The 17,293-nt window shown below is 75.1% G+C and carries 16 protein-coding genes; 11 read left to right on the top strand and 5 right to left on the bottom strand.

From position 1 onward, the window contains the following. The first annotated feature begins 183 nt into the window (after positions 1-183). Positions 184-1,278 carry an aminoglycoside phosphotransferase family protein gene (locus VSR01_RS35535; protein WP_326453087.1) on the top strand — a complete coding sequence of 365 codons (1,095 nt, stop codon included), beginning with the start codon at positions 184-186 and terminating at the stop codon, positions 1,276-1,278. Positions 1,279-1,639: 361 nt separating this feature from the next. Continuing rightward, a complete protein-coding gene (locus tag VSR01_RS35530) occupies positions 1,640-3,742 on the top strand; it encodes an N-acetylmuramoyl-L-alanine amidase (RefSeq protein WP_326453086.1) in 2,103 nt (700 codons plus the stop codon). A gap of 161 nt (positions 3,743-3,903) precedes the next feature. On the opposite strand, the gene VSR01_RS35525 is transcribed toward VSR01_RS35530, so the two are convergent. Both VSR01_RS35525 and VSR01_RS35520 read right to left on the bottom strand, forming a co-directional pair. Beyond that, positions 3,904-4,404, bottom strand: coding sequence for a hypothetical protein (locus VSR01_RS35525; protein ID WP_326453085.1), 501 nt, complete (start codon positions 4,402-4,404; stop codon positions 3,904-3,906). Between the two features lie 549 nt (positions 4,405-4,953). Further along, positions 4,954-5,541 (bottom strand): CGNR zinc finger domain-containing protein, encoded by a 588-nt coding sequence (locus VSR01_RS35520; protein ID WP_326453084.1) that lies wholly within the window; start codon positions 5,539-5,541, stop codon positions 4,954-4,956. A 48-nt stretch (positions 5,542-5,589) separates the two neighbouring features. Between VSR01_RS35520 and VSR01_RS35515 the strand changes: the two genes are divergently transcribed. Together VSR01_RS35515 and VSR01_RS35510 are read left to right on the top strand one after the other, a co-directional pair. Next, positions 5,590-6,243 carry a pyridoxine/pyridoxamine 5'-phosphate oxidase gene (locus tag VSR01_RS35515; protein WP_326453083.1) on the top strand — a complete coding sequence of 218 codons (654 nt, stop codon included), beginning with the start codon at positions 5,590-5,592 and terminating at the stop codon, positions 6,241-6,243. Beyond that, positions 6,240-6,938, top strand: coding sequence for a maleylpyruvate isomerase family mycothiol-dependent enzyme (locus VSR01_RS35510; protein ID WP_326453082.1), 699 nt, complete (start codon positions 6,240-6,242; stop codon positions 6,936-6,938). The genes VSR01_RS35515 and VSR01_RS35510 overlap by 4 nt, the downstream gene beginning before the upstream one ends. A 146-nt stretch (positions 6,939-7,084) precedes the next feature. On the opposite strand, the gene VSR01_RS35505 is transcribed toward VSR01_RS35510, so the two are convergent. Next, positions 7,085-7,324: a DUF397 domain-containing protein gene (locus VSR01_RS35505; protein WP_326453081.1), complete on the bottom strand. Its 240-nt coding sequence runs from the start codon at positions 7,322-7,324 to the stop codon at positions 7,085-7,087. Between the two features lie 286 nt (positions 7,325-7,610). Here VSR01_RS35505 and VSR01_RS35500 point away from each other — a divergent pair, with 286 nt between their 5' ends. The 5 genes from VSR01_RS35500 to VSR01_RS35480 all read left to right on the top strand — a co-directional run bounded on the left by VSR01_RS35500 (position 7,611) and on the right by VSR01_RS35480 (position 11,377). Then, on the top strand, positions 7,611-8,153 hold the full coding sequence (locus VSR01_RS35500) for an isochorismatase family protein (protein ID WP_326453080.1): 543 nt from the start codon (positions 7,611-7,613) through the stop codon (positions 8,151-8,153). Positions 8,154-8,317: 164 nt separating this feature from the next. Continuing rightward, positions 8,318-8,881 carry a TetR/AcrR family transcriptional regulator gene (locus VSR01_RS35495; RefSeq protein ID WP_326453079.1) on the top strand — a complete coding sequence of 188 codons (564 nt, stop codon included), beginning with the start codon at positions 8,318-8,320 and terminating at the stop codon, positions 8,879-8,881. 163 nt (positions 8,882-9,044) lie between these two features. After that, the gene (locus VSR01_RS35490; protein ID WP_326453078.1) at positions 9,045-9,632 is read left to right on the top strand and encodes a DUF4865 family protein; all 588 of its coding nucleotides are present in this window, start codon (positions 9,045-9,047) and stop codon (positions 9,630-9,632) included. Then, a complete protein-coding gene (locus tag VSR01_RS35485) occupies positions 9,626-10,615 on the top strand; it encodes a phosphotriesterase (RefSeq protein ID WP_326453077.1) in 990 nt (329 codons plus the stop codon). Before VSR01_RS35490 ends, VSR01_RS35485 begins: the two co-directional genes overlap by 7 nt. Positions 10,616-10,792: 177 nt before the next feature. Continuing rightward, positions 10,793-11,377, top strand: a complete 585-nt coding sequence (locus VSR01_RS35480; RefSeq protein WP_326453076.1) for a chloramphenicol phosphotransferase CPT family protein — start codon at positions 10,793-10,795, stop codon at positions 11,375-11,377. A gap of 176 nt (positions 11,378-11,553) precedes the next feature. Here the strand turns inward: VSR01_RS35480 and VSR01_RS35475 are convergent, their stop codons facing one another. Then, complete coding sequence (locus VSR01_RS35475; protein WP_326453075.1) at positions 11,554-12,594, bottom strand: LacI family DNA-binding transcriptional regulator; 1,041 nt, start codon at positions 12,592-12,594, stop codon at positions 11,554-11,556. Positions 12,595-12,848: 254 nt separating this feature from the next. Here VSR01_RS35475 and VSR01_RS35470 point away from each other — a divergent pair, with 254 nt between their 5' ends. Both VSR01_RS35470 and VSR01_RS35465 read left to right on the top strand, forming a co-directional pair. After that, the gene (locus VSR01_RS35470) at positions 12,849-15,233 is read left to right on the top strand and encodes a GH92 family glycosyl hydrolase (protein WP_326453074.1); all 2,385 of its coding nucleotides are present in this window, start codon (positions 12,849-12,851) and stop codon (positions 15,231-15,233) included. Next, positions 15,193-16,020, top strand: a complete 828-nt coding sequence (locus VSR01_RS35465; protein WP_326453073.1) for a discoidin domain-containing protein — start codon at positions 15,193-15,195, stop codon at positions 16,018-16,020. The genes VSR01_RS35470 and VSR01_RS35465 overlap by 41 nt, the downstream gene beginning before the upstream one ends. Before the next feature lie 43 nt (positions 16,021-16,063). On the opposite strand, the gene glgC is transcribed toward VSR01_RS35465, so the two are convergent. Then, positions 16,064-17,281, bottom strand: a complete 1,218-nt coding sequence (gene glgC / locus VSR01_RS35460) for a glucose-1-phosphate adenylyltransferase (protein WP_326453072.1) — start codon at positions 17,279-17,281, stop codon at positions 16,064-16,066. Positions 17,282-17,293 lie beyond the last annotated feature (12 nt).

The raw sequence follows: 17,293 nt of genomic DNA, 5'->3' as shown, positions 1-17,293 counted from the left end.
GACATTCGCCCCGCGACTATTCGCCAGGGTTCGCCAGGGTCCGCCAGATGGTCTGCCACCCGTCCGCGGGTGTCAGGTAGGAACGCGCCACCCCGCCTGTGCGCCGCATTCCCCAGGGTGCGGAGGACGGGCGGGGCGGGCGCGCCCTCAGCCCGCAGGCACACGAAGGGATCTGCTTCCTCCATGTATCCGGCATCGTCCTCCGTGTCCGCACCAGCCCGTACCGCCTTCCCCTCCGTCGTGGAACCGGGGTTGCGGCAGCCGCCCCGCCGGGCGGCGGGCGTCGTCCGGCGCGGTCCGGCGGCGGCCCCCTCCCATCCGCTCAGCGGGAGGATCGACTTGACCGGGCCGCAGCAGGCACAGCTTCGCACCGCCGTCGCAGCCGTGCAGCGGATCTGCCCCGAATTCACCCCCGCGCAGCTGCTCCGCCGCGGCGGCCGCACCGCGCTGCTGATCGGCACGTCCGGGCGCGCCCCGGCGGTGGCCAAGTGTCTGCTCGACCAGTCCCCCGCCTGGACGGAACGTTTCCGCCAGGAGATAGCTGCCTACCGCACCTTCGTCAGGCACCGTCCGCCGGTGCGGGTGCCGCGGCTGATCGCGGCGGACCCGGACAGCTGCGTGCTGGTGATCGAGCGGATGCCCGGCCGGGTGGTGGCCCCGCAGCGGCACCCGGCGCAGGCCCCGACCAGGGCCGATGTGCGCGCGGCGGTCTCGGCGTACTCACGGATCAACGCGTGGCGGCCGCCCACCGGCGCCTTCGACGCGCCGATCGACTATCCGGCGCGCATCCACCGCTACCACGAGCTGGGTCTGCTGACCGACCGCGACACCGGCGACCTGCACAAGCTGCTGCACGGACTGGCCCACGCGCAGGGCCAGTTCTGCCACGGCGACGCCCTGCTGTCGAACGTGCTGCTGTCGCCGGCCGGGCCCTCGCTGGTGGACTGGGAGCACGCGGGCTGGTACCTGCCGGGCTACGACCTGGCGGTGCTGTGGTCGGTGCTCGGCGACGACCCGGCCTCGCGCCGGCAGATCAGCCAGCAGGCGCAGGCCGGCGGCCCGGACGCGCGGGACGCCTTCCTGGTCAACCTGATGCTGGTGCTGACGCGCGAGATCCGGACGTACGAGACCGCGGTGCAGCGCTCGATGCGGGCCACCGGGCCCGCCGTGCCCGGCGCGGTCGAGGCCGGCGAGGAGCAGCGGCTGCTGCTGCGGCGGCTGCACGACGACTGCTGGGTGGCGCGCCGGGCGGTCCGCGCGGCGGTCGGCACCCGCTGACCCGCGCCCGGCGAGCGGCTCCGGCCGCGGCGGGCGACTCCGGTAGTGGCGACCGCTGCGGACGACTGCGTCCGCGGCGTACGGTTCCGGCGGCGACGTACCGCCGCGTCCGCGGCGGGCGGTTCCGGCCCGGCTGTGTCACCGCTCCGGCAGGAGTTCCGCGGCTCTCCCCACCCGCCCCAGTGGTCCACACCACTGACGCGGTCCAGGTGGGCGCGGGGGCCCGCGGAAACTTCGCCGGACCGGCCCTGACGTGCGAAGACAACGTCATCTCCGGGTCGTATACGGGCTGTTGACGGATGATCCGCGAGCCGATACCTCTGTGGTGCCGATCGACCGGCAACTCATGGAGGAGGCCGCTGTGCAAGGAACCGCTCCCCCGTCCGGCAGACCCGAGGAACCCCGTGCCCGCCGCCGCGCGGGCGCCGCGCACGGGCTGCCGCGCACCCTGACGGCAGCCGTGGCCGCCGCCGCGCTGCTCCCGCTGTTCGGCGGCGCGGGCGCCGCGCACGCGGCGCAACCCGCGGCCGCGCCGGGATCGTTGCAGCAGGCGTTCGGCGCCGCGGCCCGGCAGTACGGGGTGCCGGACAGCGTGCTGCTGGGCGTGGCGTACATGGAGTCCCGGTGGGACGCCCACCAGGGGCTGCCGAGCGTCACCGGCGGCTACGGCCCGATGCACCTGACCGACGCGCGCGCCGCGCTGAAGCAGTTCCCGCAGACCGCGGCCGAGGGCGGCGGGGACTTTGGGGACGCCTCGGCCGACGGGAAGGGCGCGGCGGACGGCACCGCCGCGGGCGCCGGCGAGGGCGGGGACGGGCGCGGCGACACCTCGCGTCCGCTGATCACCGCCGCGACCGTACGGGCGCCCGACCTCGCGGCGCTGCCGGCCGGGCTGACCACGCTGGACCGGGCGGCGACGCTCACCGGGCTGTCCGCGGCGGCGCTGCGCGAGGACCCGGCGGCGAACCTGCGCGGCGGCGCGGCGCTGCTCGCCGACACGCAGACGTCGCTCGGCGAGCCGCTGAGCGCGGACCCGGCGGACTGGTACGCCGCCGTCGCCCGCTACTCCGGCGCGGGCGACCGGGCCACCGCCGCGTCCTTCGCCGACGACGTCTTCGACGTGATCAGGCAGGGCCAGGCCAGGACCACCGACAGCGGGGAGCACGTGGTGCTCGCGGCCGACCCGGGGCTGGCGCCGGCCGCCGGACAGAGCGGCAGGATCGGACTGCCGCGGGCGAACGACGCGGGCACCGAGTGCCCGCCGGGCCTGGGCTGCGAGTGGGTCCCGGCGCCGTACCAGGAGACCGGCGGCGGCGACTACGGCAACTACGACAAGGCGAACCGGCCGGTCGACGAGAAGATCGACACCATCGTCATCCACGACACCGAGGGGTACTGGGACACGGCGATGCAGCTGGTCCAGGACCCGACGTACCTGGCCTGGCACTACACCGTGCGGTCCGCCGACGGGCACGTGGCGCAGCACGTCAGGACGCAGGACGTGGGCTGGCACGCGGGCAACTGGTACACCAACGCCAAGTCGATCGGCGTCGAGCACGAGGGCTTCCTGATCGACCCGGGCACCTGGTACACCGAGGCGATGTACCGCTCGTCGGCGCGGCTGGTGAAGTACCTCGCGGCGAAGTACCGCATCCCGCTGAACCGGCAGCACATCCTGGGCCACGACAACGTGCCGGGCCCGACCGCCTCGTACATATCCGGGATGCACACCGACCCCGGTCCCTACTGGGACTGGGACCACTACATGGCGCTGCTGGGCGCGCCGATCCACGCGACGGCCGGGCCGCGCGGCGGCGTGGTGACCATCGACCCGGACTTCGCGACCAACAAGCCGCTGTACACGGGCTGCGTGACCGCCGGGGACACCTGCCCGGCGTACGGCTCCGAGGCGGTACGGCTGTACTCCGCGCCGAGCCTGGACGCGCCGCTGGTCAAGGACGTCGGGCTGCACGGGGCGACCGGCGCGAGCACCACGGGCGTCAACGACATGGGCGCGCGGGCCTCGACCGGCCAGCAGTTCGCGGTCGCCGACCGACAGGGCGACTGGACCGCGATATGGTACCTCGGGCAGGAGGCGTGGTTCCTGAACCCGAAGGCGCACCCGACCGCGGTGGACTCCGCCGGCCTGGTCGTCACGCCCAAGGCGGGTCTGGCGAGCGCCCCGGTGTACGGCCGCGCCTACCCCGAGGCGGCGGCGTACCCCGCGGACGTGCCGGTCCAGGGCATCTACGCGATGCCGTACACCGTTCCGGCCGGGCAGCGGTACGTGGTCGGCGGCGCGGTGCACGGCGAGTACTACTACTCGGTGACGTACGACACCGCGGGTCACCAGGTGGTGCGGGGCCAGAACCTCTACTACGAGATCCAGCTCGGGCACCGGGTGGAGTACGTGAACGCGGCGGACGTGACGCTGCTGCCGTCGACGGCGGGGGCGCCGCGCTGACCGCGGGCGGCGGGCGTGCGCGCGCGTGAGGGTGTGCGCTGAACGGACGCGAGGGGCGTCGCCGGAGCGGATCCGGCGGCGCCCCTCGGGCCGTCGCGTCCTCGTACGGGCCGGCGCGGCCACGAGCCGGCCGGAGCTGCGGCTCCGGCGGCTCCGGCGGCTCAGCCGACCTGGAACATCTCCGCGGGCAGCGGCTTGAGCAGCTGGTACAGGTCGTCGGTGATCGGCCGGTCCCAGGTGGCGATGGTGACCTGGACGCCGTCGCTGCGCTCGAACTGGGCGCAGGCGACGCGGGCCTCGGAGATCTTGATCCGGCGCACGATCAGCAGGCTGTCGCCGTGCATGACCGGGGTGTCCTCGGACTCGGTGACCTCGGCGGGCTCGTCGTTGCCGAGCGCGGCGAGGAGCTGCGCGACCTCGAAGGGGACCTGGCCCTCCTCCAGTTCGCGGGCGGGCGAGCCCTCCGGCAGGTTGCCGATCAGCATCGCGGGGCCGCGGTTGCCGAACAGGTCGTAGCGCAGGTAGATGCCCTGGCAGCTGCCGTCCGGGCCCGGCAGCAGCCCGGCTCCGAGGTCACCGGGCCAGTCCCCGGGGTCCATGGCGAGGACGTCGAAGTCCGGCCCGGTGGGGGTGGCTGCGCTACGGCGGCGGAGGAAGGACATGCCGCCATCGTACGGGGTACGGCCTGCGGTCCGGGCTCGGGCGACGGCCTTCTCGACGCCGCGCCGCCCGGGACCGGCCGGAACCCCGCGGCGAGGTGCGGCCGGGCGCACCGCCGGCCACGGTGACGCGGAGGCGGCCGGCCGGAACCCCGCGGGGCGCCCCTGGCAGGAGGCGGGTGCCGCGGGGTTCCTTCGGTCGGCCCACGCGCGACCTTGCCATGGCGCTCGGCGCGGGGCTACGCGTGATCCCGGAGTTGGCTCCCATGCGCTCCCCATGCGCCCCTCCCTCCGGGAAGGGGTCAGGGCGACGCCCCCGGCTGCCCCGGACTGTCGCCGTGCGACCTTCCTCCGGCCGTGGCTGGTCGCGCCGTTCCCCGCGCCCCTGATGTGGCTCACGCCGCGGGCAAAGCACCTGGCGGCGGACCGATCAATGGTGCGAGCCGCAGGTCAGGGGCGCGGGGACTGCGCGACCGGCCACGGCCATGGGAAGGTCGCGCGACCACGGATCGGGGCAGTCGGGGGCGTACCCGTAACCCCCGGGGGCGGTGGTCAGTGGGTGCGGGCGTGGTGGCGGGCCACCCGGGCCCGGTTGCCGCAGGCAGGCTTGCACCATTGCTGGCGGGGGTGGGACTGGACGAAGTAGCGGACGCAGCGAGGGGCGTGGCAGGCCCGCAGACGCGGGAGGTCGGGGCCGGCGAGGAAGTCGATCGCGGCCCGGGCGAGCGCCGCGGCGAGATCGTCGGCCGCCGGACCGGCGGCGACCGGGGACAGCCGGGCCCGCGGCGGGCCGTCCGGCGGCCAGGCCAGCCGCGGCACCACCGGCGTGCGCGCCGCCGCCGCGTTGAGCCGCGCCAGCGCGACCTCCGCGTCGGGCAGCCGCCCGGCGTCCGCGCGGCTGGGCTCCCCGGGCCGCACCGCCCGGGCGAACAGCGCGCGCATCGCCGTACGCACCTCGACCACCGCCGCGCGCACCCCCTCGTCCACCGTGATCGCGCCGGGCGGCAGCCCGAGCAGCTCCGCGCGCGCCCGCGCCCATTGGCGGAGCCCCTCGGGCTCCGCCAGGTCGTCGGCGATCCCGCCGCGCCCGTCGTGCCGGACGGTCACCGCGAACTGCAGCGCCAGATGATCATCTGCCATAGGCTAATGGTATCGTCATCGCACACCATTAATTCTGAGGGGGTATCCGTGTCCGACCTCCGCGAACTGCTGCGCGGAACAGAGGTGTTCTCGGGCGAGCTGCCGACCTTCGACCCCACCGGGCTGCCGGCCGACCCGCACGAGCTGTTCTCCGAGTGGTTGCTGGCCGCCGTACGGGACGGCGTGCGCGAACCGCACGCGATGACCCTGTCGACGGTCGACGCCGCGGGCGACCCCGACGCCCGGGTGCTGATCCTGAAGAACGTCTCGCCGCAGGGCTGGGAGTTCGCCTCCGACGCCGGCGGCCGCAAGGGCCGCCAGCTCGCCGCGCACCCGGCCGCGGCGCTGACGTTCTACTGGTCGCCGCTCGCCCGCCAGGTGCGGGTCCGCGGCCGGGTCGAACCGGCCGGCGAGGCCGACAGCGCCGCGGACTTCCTGGCCCGCTCCCCCGCCGCCCGCGCCGAGGCGCTGCTCGGCCGGCAGAGCGCCCCGCTGGGCGACCTCGCCGAGCGCGACGCCGCGGTGCGCGCATCGGCAGAGCGGGTGGCGCGCGAACCGGGCCTGGTGCCGCCGTCCTGGACGCTCTACGTGCTGCGGGCCGAGCGCGTCGAGTTCTGGCAGGGCGACCGGGAGCGCCGCCACGTGCGCGTCGACTACGTCCGCGAGGGCGACGGCTGGAAGCGGGGACTGCTGTGGCCGTGACGACGACCTCTCCCGCGGAGCTCTCCGCCGCGCTCGCCACCGGCCACTCCCGGCTGCGCGCGCTGCTGCCGGGCCTCACCGAGCAGGCCGTGCGGGCGCCGAGCGCGCTCCCCGGCTGGACCCGCGCGCACGTGCTGACGCACATCGAGGGCGTCGGCCTGGCGCTCGCCCGCCAGGCCAGGTACGCGCAGCGCGGCAAGCTGATCGAGGTGTACGACGGCGGCCGGCCCGGACGCGACGCGGCGATCGAGACCGGCCACCGGCGCGGCGCACCGGTGCTCGCCTCCGCGCTGTCCGCGGCGCTCGACGAGGTCGAGGCGTCCTGGTCGGCGGTCGGCGGGCAGGACTGGGAGCGCCCGGTGCGCTACCGCGACGGCACCCTGCTCGACGCGGGACTCGGCTGGTGGCGGGAGCTGGAGATCCACCTCACCGACACCCTGCTGGGCCCGTCGATCGACGACTGGTCCGAGCCGTTCTGTACCTACCTGGTCGGCTATCTGGCCCCGCGTGTGCCCGGCGGGGTCCGGCTCACCCTCACGGCGACCGACCACGGCGGGCGGAGCTGGACCGTGGGCGAGGGCAGGCCGCTGTCCGCGCGGGGCCGGCTGACGGACATCGCCGCCTGGCTGGCCGGCCGGCACCCGCTGCGCCCCCTCACCGGCGACCGGCTCCCGACGCTGACCGACTGGCCCTGACCGGCCGAACCGCGGGCGGCGCGGCGGGCCGTGGACGTCAGCGGGGCCCTGGGGGACGTCGGTCCGACGTCCCCCAGGGCCCCGCACTCACGCCGAAGTCCCGGTCGCGCGCCCGCGGTTCGGCCGCGCACCCGCGCCGGAGGCGGTCAGGTGAGGTCGAACTCGCCGTCGCGTGCGCCGAGGACGAAGGCTCGCCACTCGGCGGGGGTGAAGATGAGGGCGGGACCGTCCGGGTTCCGTCCGTCCCGCATCGCGATGTAGCCCTCGACGAAGGCGATCTGCACATCGCCGCTGCCCTGGCTGCTGGACAGCCACTCGGCGCCGGTCAGATCGACCTGCGGCTTCTTCCCGTTGGCCAACGGCTGTCCGACAGTGCTTTCGGCCACGTCCGCTCTCCTCCCACCTCGGTTCCCCGTCCAGCCTATCGGCCGTGAGGGCGGCGGGAGCACAATCCGCGAACCCGCCCGCGACGGCCCGCAGTGGAGTAGTGGCGCCGGGTGAGCGGTGCGCGGCCCCGGGGCCGCGCGGACGGGGCGCCGGGTCCGCCCGCGGCGGGCCGCGGGCGGTCGCCCGACCCGCCGCCGCGGTTTCTGACGGATCGTCATCCCACCTGGTGTCGCGGCCTGTTGGATCACCGGCGTGGGCACGCTCCGCGGGGGTAGGGTCGCGATCATGACTCGCGATGATCACGACCTCGGGGCGCCCCCAGGGCTCGACCCCTCGCGTACCGCCCTGGTGCTGATCGACCTCATGGACCGCATGGTCGCCCTCCCGCTCGCCCCGCGCTCCGGCGAGGCCGTGCTCGCCGCGTCGCTCGGGCTGGCCCGGGTCTTCGCCGCGGCGGGCGCGCCGGTGCTGGCGGTGCGCGGGCAGCGTCCCGGCGTCGCCGACCAGCCGCCGGGCAGCGGTCTGGTGGCCGAGGTGGCGGACGCGGCGGACGCGGTGGTGGTGAAGCACACCGTGGGCGCGTTCCAGGACACCGGTTTGCACGAGGAGTTGACCCGCCGCGGGGTCGGCACGCTGGTGCTGGCCGGGATCGCCACCAGCCTGGGCGTGGAGTCCACCGCGCGCGCCGCCGCCGACCTCGGCTACGGACTGGTCTTCGCCGAGGACGCGATGTCCGCGCTCACCGCGGCGGAGCACGAGGCGTCGGTGACGCTGGACTTCCCGCGCTTCGGCACGGTGGTCGCGGCGGCGGACGTGCGCTTCGGCTGAGCCCCGCGCGAAGGCGGCGACGGGCAGCACGCCGCAGGCGGCAGACGGCAAGCGGCAAGCGGCAAGCGGCAAGCGGCAAGCGGCAAGCGGCGGGGGCCCTCGCCGCTTGCGCACACGGGGACACCCCGCGCACTTCTGTACCTACTAGTATGTACACTGCTCGCATGGACACCGCGGAACGCCTGATCGAGAGCGCCCGGCAGCTGCTGTGGGAGCGCGGGTACGTCGGGACCAGCCCCCGGGCGATCCAGGAGCGCGCCGGCGCGGGCCAGGGCAGCATGTACCACCACTTCCGCGGCAAGCCCGACCTCGCGCTGGCCGCGATGCGGCGCAGCGCCGAGGAGTTGACCGCGCAGGCCGGCGCGGTGCTGGACGCGGAAGGCGGCGCCGTGGCGCGGCTGGCGGGCTATCTGGAGCGCGAACGCGAGCCGTTGCGCGGGTGCCGGGTCGGCAGGATGGCGATGGACCCGGACGTGGTCGTCAGCGACGAGCTGCGGCAACCGGTCGCCGAGACCTTCGCCTGGCTGCGGGCGCGGCTCGCGTCCGTCGTCGCGGAGGGCGTCGCCTCCGGCGAGCTGCGGGCCGAGCTGGACCCGGCGCACACCGCCGCCGCGGTCGCCGCGGTGGTCCAGGGCGGCTACGTGCTGGCGCGCGCCGCCGGCACGCGCGAGCCGTTCGACGATGCGGTGCGCGGCGCGGTCGCCCTCCTCGCCGCCGCCCGGCCCTGAGACCGCCCCGCCTCCGACGCGATGGGGCCCGGCGGGCCGACGCGATGGCGCCCGCCGGGCCGACGCCGCCCGGCCCCGGACCGCCGACCCGCGCCCCCGCACCCGACCCGCACCCGATTGGACGGCACGCCCGATTGGAGGGCAGAACGAGGGAGATCCGCCCGTGCACGCCATGAACTACCGCATCACGCTGCCCGCCGACTACGACATGGGGATCGTCCGGCACCGGGTCGCCACCCGCGGCCATCTCCTCGACGCCTTCCCGGGGTTGGGCCTGAAGGCGTACCTCGTCCGGGAGCGCGGCAAGGACGGCTCCCCGGTGAACGGCTACGCGCCCTTCTACCTGTGGAACACCGTCGAGGGCATGAACTCCTTCCTCTGGGGGCCCGGATTCCGCGGCCTGGCCGAGGACTTCGGCCGCCCGGCCGTGGAGCACTGGACGGGCCTGGCGTTCGAGCGCGGACCCGCGATCGGCACGACGCCGCGTCAGGCGGCGCGCTGCGCATGGCGGTTGCCGTCCGGTGAGCCACCCGGGCGGGCCGTCGATGAGGCGGTGGCCGAACTCTCCGACGCCGCGGGGCGGCCCGGCCTGCACAGCGCGGCGCTGGCGGTGGACCCGCGCCGCTGGGAGCTGCTGCGCTTCACGCTGTGGCAGGACGCCGCGCCGGCGGAGCCGGGGGACGAGCGCTACGAGGTGCTGCACCTGTCCCGCCCCGGGCTCGACTCCCTGCCGACGGGACGGCAGTGGTGACCGCGGACACCGCCGCCGGCAACGGCCTCGGCCCGGCCCGCGTCCGTACGGTCCTCGGTGACGTCGCCCCCGCGGACCTCGGGGCCACGGACGCCCACGACCACCTGTTCTTCGCCGCGCCGGCCCTCGCCGGGCAGGAGCTGGACGATCCCGCGGCGGCCGAGGCAGAGGCCGCCGCCTACCGCGCCGCGGGCGGCGCGGCGGTCGCCCAGTGGACGCCGTTCGGTCTGGGCCGGGCGGCCGGCCGCCTGCCGGCGGTGTCCGCGGCCACCGGCGTGCACGTGATCGCCGCGACCGGCCTGCACCAGGCGGCGCACTACGACCCGGCGCTGCTGGAGCGGCTGCACGCGCGCGGCCTCGCGGCCTTCTTCGTGGCGGAGCTGACCGAGGGCATGGTCACCGGGGACGACCCGGACGGACCGCGCGGTCCCGCGAAGGCCGGCATGATCAAGGTGGCGGGGATGTTCCACGGCCTGGACGACCACACCCGGCGGGTGATGGCCGCGGCGGCCGAGGCGCACCACGCGACCGGTGCGCCGATCGGTGTGCACCACGAGGCGGGCACCGCGGCGCCCGACGTCCTCGCCCTGCTGCACGGCGAGTTGGGCGTCCCCACCGCGTCCCTGCTGCTCGGCCACCTCAACCGCTTCCCCGACGCGGGCCTGCACCGCGAACTGGCCGCCTCCGGCGCGTTCCTGGCCTTCGACGGCCCGTCGCGCGCCCACCACGCCACCGACTGGCGGCTGGTGGACTGCCTCACGGAGCTGGCCGCCGCGGGCCACGCCGACCAGTTGCTGCTCGGCGGCGACACGGTGGTGGCCGCCGCTCGCGCGGCCACCGGGGGCGGCCCCGGCATGCCCTACCTCCCCCGGGTGCTGTGGCCGCGCCTGGTCAGAGCGCTCGGCGCGGAGGCCGCGCACGCCGTCACGGTCGCCAACCCGGCCCGCGCGTTCGCCGTGAGGCGGCCGACGTCCTCGCCGTGAGGCGGCCGACGCCCTCGCCGTGAGGGGCCGGTGTCCCGACCTGTCCCGAGCTGTCCCGCCCCGCCCCGGCCTGCTCATGACCGGGCGGTGCGACGGGCCGCACCCCGTTCGGCGGGGACACGCGCCGCGCGGGGATATCCGCTCGCCCCGCCCTGGCGCCGCGCCTACCGTGGCGGGATGCCCACCGAGGTGATCGTCCTGAACGGCGGTTCCCGCGCGGGGAAGACCCGGCTGGCCCGGTGTCTCCAGGACGTGCTGGCGCGCGCCTGGCTCGCGTTCAGCGTGGACACGCTGGTCGACGCCCTGCCGGCCCGGCTGCGCCCGGCCGACGAGGGAGGCGGCGCGGGAGGCGGCGAGGGGGGCGGCGAGACAGGCGGCGAGGGCATCGGGGTCGGCCCGGGCGGCGAGGTCGCGGTCGGCGCGCAGTTCCGCCGGATGGACGCGGCGTGGGCGGCCGGGATCGCGGCGATCGCCCGCGCCGGCGCACCGGTCGTCGTGGACGACGTCTTCCTCGGCGGGGCGGACTCGCAGGCCCGCTGGCGTGCCGCGCTCGCCGGGCTCGACGTGCTGTGGGTCGGGGTGCGCTGCGACCCCGACGTGGCCGCGGCCCGCGAGGCGGCGCGCGGCGACCGCGCCGCGGGCATGGCCCGCTCCCAGGCCGACGCCGTCCACCGCGGCGTCGCCTACGACCTCGTGGTGGACACCACCCACACCGACGCCGCGTCCTGCGCCCGCGCGATCGCCGCCCACGTCGTCGACTGACCCTGCTCCCCCGCTCCCCGCCCCTTCCCCCGCTCCCCCGGGCCGCCACGTCGACCGCGCCGCCGCGCCACGCCGCCCGCCGCGGCCGGACACCGCCGGCCGCGCGTTCCACGCACCGCCGCCCGCGCGCGCCGCCCCGCCCGTGCGCGCCCGCCCCCGCCCGTACCCCCGCCGTGTCAGCCGTCCGCCTGTTCGCCCGGCGCGTTGCCGGGTCCGCTCGCCGCGGCGCCCCGCGGCCCGTCCCGCACCAGCAGCCGGGTGAGCAGCACGACGTCGCGCGGCGCCGAGCGGTCGCCGTCGATGCGGGAGAAGAGCAGGCTCGCGGCGGTGGCGCCGAGTGCGTGGGGGTCCTGGCTGACGACGGTCAGCGGCGGGTCGAGCCGGGCGGCCAGCGGCAGGTCGTCGAAGCCCACCACCGTCGGCGACCTCGGTCCCTCCGGGGCGTCCAGCACGCCGAGCGTGATGAGGTCGCTGGTGGTGAACAGCGCGGTCGGCGGCCGGTCGAGTGCGGCCAGCTCGCGCAGCGCCGCATGGGTGTCGGCGTGGGAGCGCAGCCCGTGCCGGACCAGCGCGGGGTCGGCGGGCACACCGTGCGCGGCGAGCGCCTCGGCGTAGCCGGCGTGCCGCTCGGCCTGGGTCCAGATGTCGTAGCGGTCGCCGAGGTAGGCGATCCGGGTGTGGCCGCGGGCCAGCAGGTGGACGACGGCGCGGCGGGCGCCCGCCCGGTTGTCGACGGTGACGGTGTCGACGTCCAGGCCGGGTGCGGGCCGGTCGACGCAGACCACGCGGGTGCCGCTGCTCATGGGGCGCTCCAGGAAGGCGTGGCCGCCGATCGTCGGCACCAGGATCAGGCCGTCGACCTGCCGCGCGGTGAAGGCGGCGACCACCTCGCGCTCGCGGCGCGGGTCGTCGTTGGTGCTGCCGACCAGGACGACGTAGCCGCGGCGGTGCGCCTCGTCCTCCACCGAGCGGGCCATCAGCGCGTAGAAGGGGTGCGCGAGGTCGTCCACCACCAGGCCGATCGCGGAGGTGCCGAGGTTCTTCTGGCGCAGGCTGCGGGCGTTGTCGTTGCGCTGGTAGCCGAGGCTGCGCACCGCGCGCTCGACCCGGGCGGCGGTGCCGGGCGCCACGCCGGACTCGCCGGCCACCACCCGTGAGACCGTCATCGGGCTGACCCCGGCGGCCCTGGCCACGTCCTTCATCGTGGGGCGCTTCACGTGCCTCCGTTCGCCGGTCCCCGGGGCCGGTCCCGCTGCCCGCGGCGGCCCCCACCAGCCTTGCACGGCACGGGGGTCGGGGGGCTTCGCGGGCGCATCCGCCGGGAACGTTCACAGCCTTGACACAGCGTCAGGTACACATCAACAATGCCACGTCGGTTGGTAACGTTCACAGCCCCCAAGAGCCGCTCCGTGCCCCCCGAGGCGGCGCGCCGCGCCGGCGCGGGCCCGCCTCCACGAGAAGGTGGTCCTCCGTGCGCCCTGACCTGTCCCGCTCCCGTCCCGGGGGCCTCTTCCGCTCCCGCGCCGTCGGCGCGTTCAGCGCCCTGTTACTGGCCGCGCTCGGCGTCGGGGGCCTGGCCTCCGCACCGGCCCACGCCGCGACCTCGGACCTGACCCAGTACGTCGACCCGTTCGTCGGCACCGACGACAGCAACGCCCCCAACCCGGTGCCCGGCGGCGCGGGCGGCAGTACGTACCCCGGCGCCGTGGTGCCCTTCGGCGGGGTGCAGTTCAGCCCGGACACGCCGACCGCCTCGCCGTCCGGCTACCGCTACTCCGACACCTCGATCGAGGACTTCAGCCTCACCCACTTCGACGGCGCGGGCTGCCCGAACAACGAGGACCTGCCGCTGATGCCGATCACCGGCTCGGTGAGCACCTCGCCGGGCAGCAGCTGGACCTCCTACGCGTCGGCGTACACCAAGTCCAACGAGTCGGCCTCGCCCGGCAGTTACAAGAACCGGCTGGACAAGTACGGCACCGATGTGGAGCTGACCGCGACCACCCGCACCGGCATGGCCCGGCTGACGTACCCCGCGACGAGCAGCGCGGGGCTGCTGATCAACACCAGCCGCAGCGCGACCGGCAACCGCAGCGGCTCGGTCAGGATCAGCGGCTCGGAGGTCACCGGCAGCGTCACCGCCGGCGGCTTCTGCGGCTCGTCCAAGACCTACCAGATCTACTTCGACATCCGCTTCGACCGCGCGCCCAGCGGCTTCGGCACCTGGTCGGGCGGCAGCGTCTCGGCCGGCTCGACCGGCGCGAGCGGCACGAACACCGGCGCGTACGTCACCTTCGACGCGAGCTCCGCCCGCACCGTGCAGGCCAAGATCGGCCTGTCCTACGTCAGCGTGGCCAACGCCCAGGCGAATGTGGCCGCGGAGAACAACGGCTGGGACTTCGACGCGGTGCGCACCGCCGCCGCCGCCTCCTGGAACCAGATCCTCAACCGGGTCCAGGTCACCGGCGGCGCCGCGGCCGACCTGAAGAAGTTCTACACCGCGCTCTACCACGTCTTCCAGAGCCCCAACATCTCCAGCGACGTGAACGGCGACTACCGGGGCTTCGACAACGCGGTGCACAACTCGACGCGGCCGGTCTACCAGAACTACTCCGGCTGGGACATCTACCGCTCCTGGGCCGCGCTGATCGCCCTGGTCGCCCCGGCCGAGGCCGCGGACATCGCCAACTCGATGGTCCTGGACGGCCAGCAGGGCGGGCTGCTGCCCAAGTGGTCGCAGCAGACCAACGAGGACTTCGTGATGACCGGCGACCCCGGACCGATCATCGTCGCCAGCATGTACGCCTTCGGGGTGCGGAACTTCGACACCGCGGCGGCGCTGTCGCTGATGGAGAAGGCGTCCAACGGCGGCACCGCGCAGGGCTCGGCGATCCGCGGCAACCAGGGCACGTACACCAGCCTGCACTACCTGCCGGGGGCGCCCTCGGACTCCCTGGAGTACTCGGCCTCGGACTTCGCCGTGGCGCAGTTCGCCAAGGCGCTGGGGAACACGAGCAGTTACTCCACCCACATGACGCGCGCGCAGTGGTGGCGCAACACCTACGGCGCCGACTCGGGCTACATCCAGCCGCGCAACTCCGACGGCAGCTGGGTGTGGCCGATCGACCCGGCGAGCCAGTCGAACTTCACCGAGGGCAACGCCGCCCAGTACACCTGGATGGTGCCGTACGACTTCGCCGACCTGATCAACGAGATGGGCGGCCGGCGCACCGCGGTGCAGCGGCTGGACCACCACTTCACGCAGGTCAACGCCGGCCAGACGCTGCCGTACTACTACATCGGCAACGAGCCGGAGCACGGCGTGCCGTGGGCGTACGACTTCGCGCGCGACCCGGCGGGCGCGTCGGACGCGGTGCGCAAGGTGATGTCGGAGTCCTACACCGCGGGCGCGGGCGGCCTGCCCGGCAACGACGACCTGGGCGCGACCTCGGCCTGGTACGTGTGGGCGGCGCTGGGGATGTACCCGGCGACGCCGGGCGCCGACACCCTGGCGGTCAACGGCCCCTCGTTCCCCTCGGTGCTGATTCAGCGGCCCGGCGGCGACATCACCGTCAACTCCTCGGGCAGCGGCTCCTACGTGCAGGGCATGTCCGTCAACGGCACGGCGACCAGCCACAGTTACCTGCGCTACCCGGACATCGCGGCCGGCGGCACGGTGAACTTCACCATGGGCGGCACGCCCAGCGCCACCTGGGGCACCGGCGCGGGCGACGTGCCGCCGTCCTTCACCGACGGCGCGAGCACCGTGCCAGGCCCCGCCGGAGCTGGGCACGGACCTGGCGCAGGGCAAGCCGGTGACGGCGTCGGCGTCGTGCGCGACCGCGGAGTCCGGTGACAAGGCCGTCGACGGCTCGCTGAAGAACAACAGCAAGTGGTGCTCGAAGACGGCGAACGCCACGCTGACCGTCGACCTCGGCAGCGTGCAGACCGTCTCGTCGTTCGTCGTCGACCACGCCGGCCTCGGCGGCGAGACCACCGGGTGGAACACCGGCGCCTTCCAGGTGCAGACCAGCACCGACAACAGCACCTGGTCCACCGCGGCGACCGTGACCGGGTCGCGGGCCAGCCGGACCTACAACGCGGTGTCGCCGCGGCAGGCGCGCTACGTCCGGCTGGTGGTGACCACCCCGGCCAACACCTCGGGCAACGGCACCGACGCCGCCCGCGTCTACGAACTGGAGGTGTACGGCGGCGGCTCCGCGGACCTCGCGGTCGGCCGCACGGCCACCGGCTCCGACGCGTGCGCGAGCACCGAGACCCCGGACAAGGCGGTCAACGGCAGCTACAGCGGCGGCACCAGCGACAAGTGGTGCTCGAAGGTCGACGGCACCAAGACGCTGACCGTCGACCTCGGGGCCTCCCACGCGCTCGGCTCGCTGGTGGTCCGCCACGCGGGCGCCGGCGGCGAGGACTCCGCGTGGGACACCAAGGACTTCGACCTCGCGGTCTCCGCCGACGGCTCGGCCTGGACCACCGTGGCCCAGGTCCGCGGCAACACCGCCGACACCACCACCAGCCAGGTGAGCGCGACCGGCCGCTACGTGCGGCTGAGCGTGATCACCCCGACCCAGAACTCCGACCCGGCCGCCCGCATCTACGAACTGGAGGTCTACGGCAGCTAGCGGCCGTCGGCGACGGCATGCGTGAGGGGCCCGGCCGGGCCCCTCACACCACCCGCTGGGCCTTGCCCAGCGCGATGACCCCGCCCGCGGAGACCGTGTACACCTCGCGGTCGCGGTCGGGGTTGACGCCTATCGTGGCGCCCGGCGGCACGTCGACGTTCTTGTCCAGCACCGCGCCGCGGACGATGGCCCCGCGGCCCACCCGGACGTTGTCGTGCAGCACCGAGCCCTGCACCACCGCGCCGGCGTCCACCACCACGCCGGGCGAGAGCACCGAGCGGGTGACCTGGCCGCGGATCACGCAGCCGGGGCTGACCACCGACTCCCCGACGATGCCGCCGGCCGCGATCTTGGCCGGCGGCAGCTGCCCGGGATGGGTGTAGATCGGCCAGCGCCGGTTGTAGAGGCTGAAGGCGGGCTGGTCGGACACCAGGTCCATGTGCGCCTCGTAGTACGCGTCGACGGTGCCGACGTCCCGCCAGTAGCCGTGGTCGGCGGCGGTCTCCCCGGGGACGTGGTTGGTGTCGAAGTCGTAGACCTGGGCGACGCCCTTCTCGGTCAGCCGCGGCAGGATGCTGCCGCCCATGTCGTGCACCGACTGGCTGTCCTCGGCGTCCTCGTGCAGCGCGTCCAGCAGCGTCTTGGTGGTGAACAGGTAGTTGCCCATGGAGGCGAAGACGTGCGCGGGGTCGCCGGGCAGCCCGGGCGGGTCGGCCGGCTTCTCCAGGAAGCGCTCGACCTGGACGCCGTCGGCGGCCGGGGTGATCACGCCGAACCCGGCGGCGTCGGACCTGGGCACCCTGATCCCGGCGACGGTGACGCCCGCGCCGTGCTCGATGTGCTGCGCGAGCATCTGCCGCGGGTCCATCCGGTAGACGTGGTCGGCGCCGAACACCGCGATGTAGTCCGGCTGTTCGTCGTGCACCAGGTTCAGCGACTGGAGGATGGCGTCGGCGCTGCCGAGGAACCAGCGCGGCCCGAGCCGCTGCTGCGCCGGCACCGGCGTGACGTAGTTGCCCAGCAGGCTGGACATCCGCCAGGTGGTGGTGATGTGCCGGTCCAGCGAGTGCGACTTGTACTGCGTGAGCACGCACACCTTCATCACGTCGCCGTTGACCAGGTTGGACAGCACGAAGTCCACCAGGCGGTACGTGCCGCCGAAGGTCACCGCGGGCTTCGCCCGGTCGGCGGTGAGCGGCATCAGTCGTTTGCCGGCGCCGCCGGCCAGCACTATGCCCAGTACCGAAGGTCCACCGCGCATGAGGCACCCCCT

The sequence above is a fragment of the Actinacidiphila sp. DG2A-62 genome (assembly GCF_035825295.1).
Classification (GTDB): domain Bacteria; phylum Actinomycetota; class Actinomycetes; order Streptomycetales; family Streptomycetaceae; genus Actinacidiphila.
This window is presented reverse-complemented; position numbering and strand designations above follow the sequence as displayed.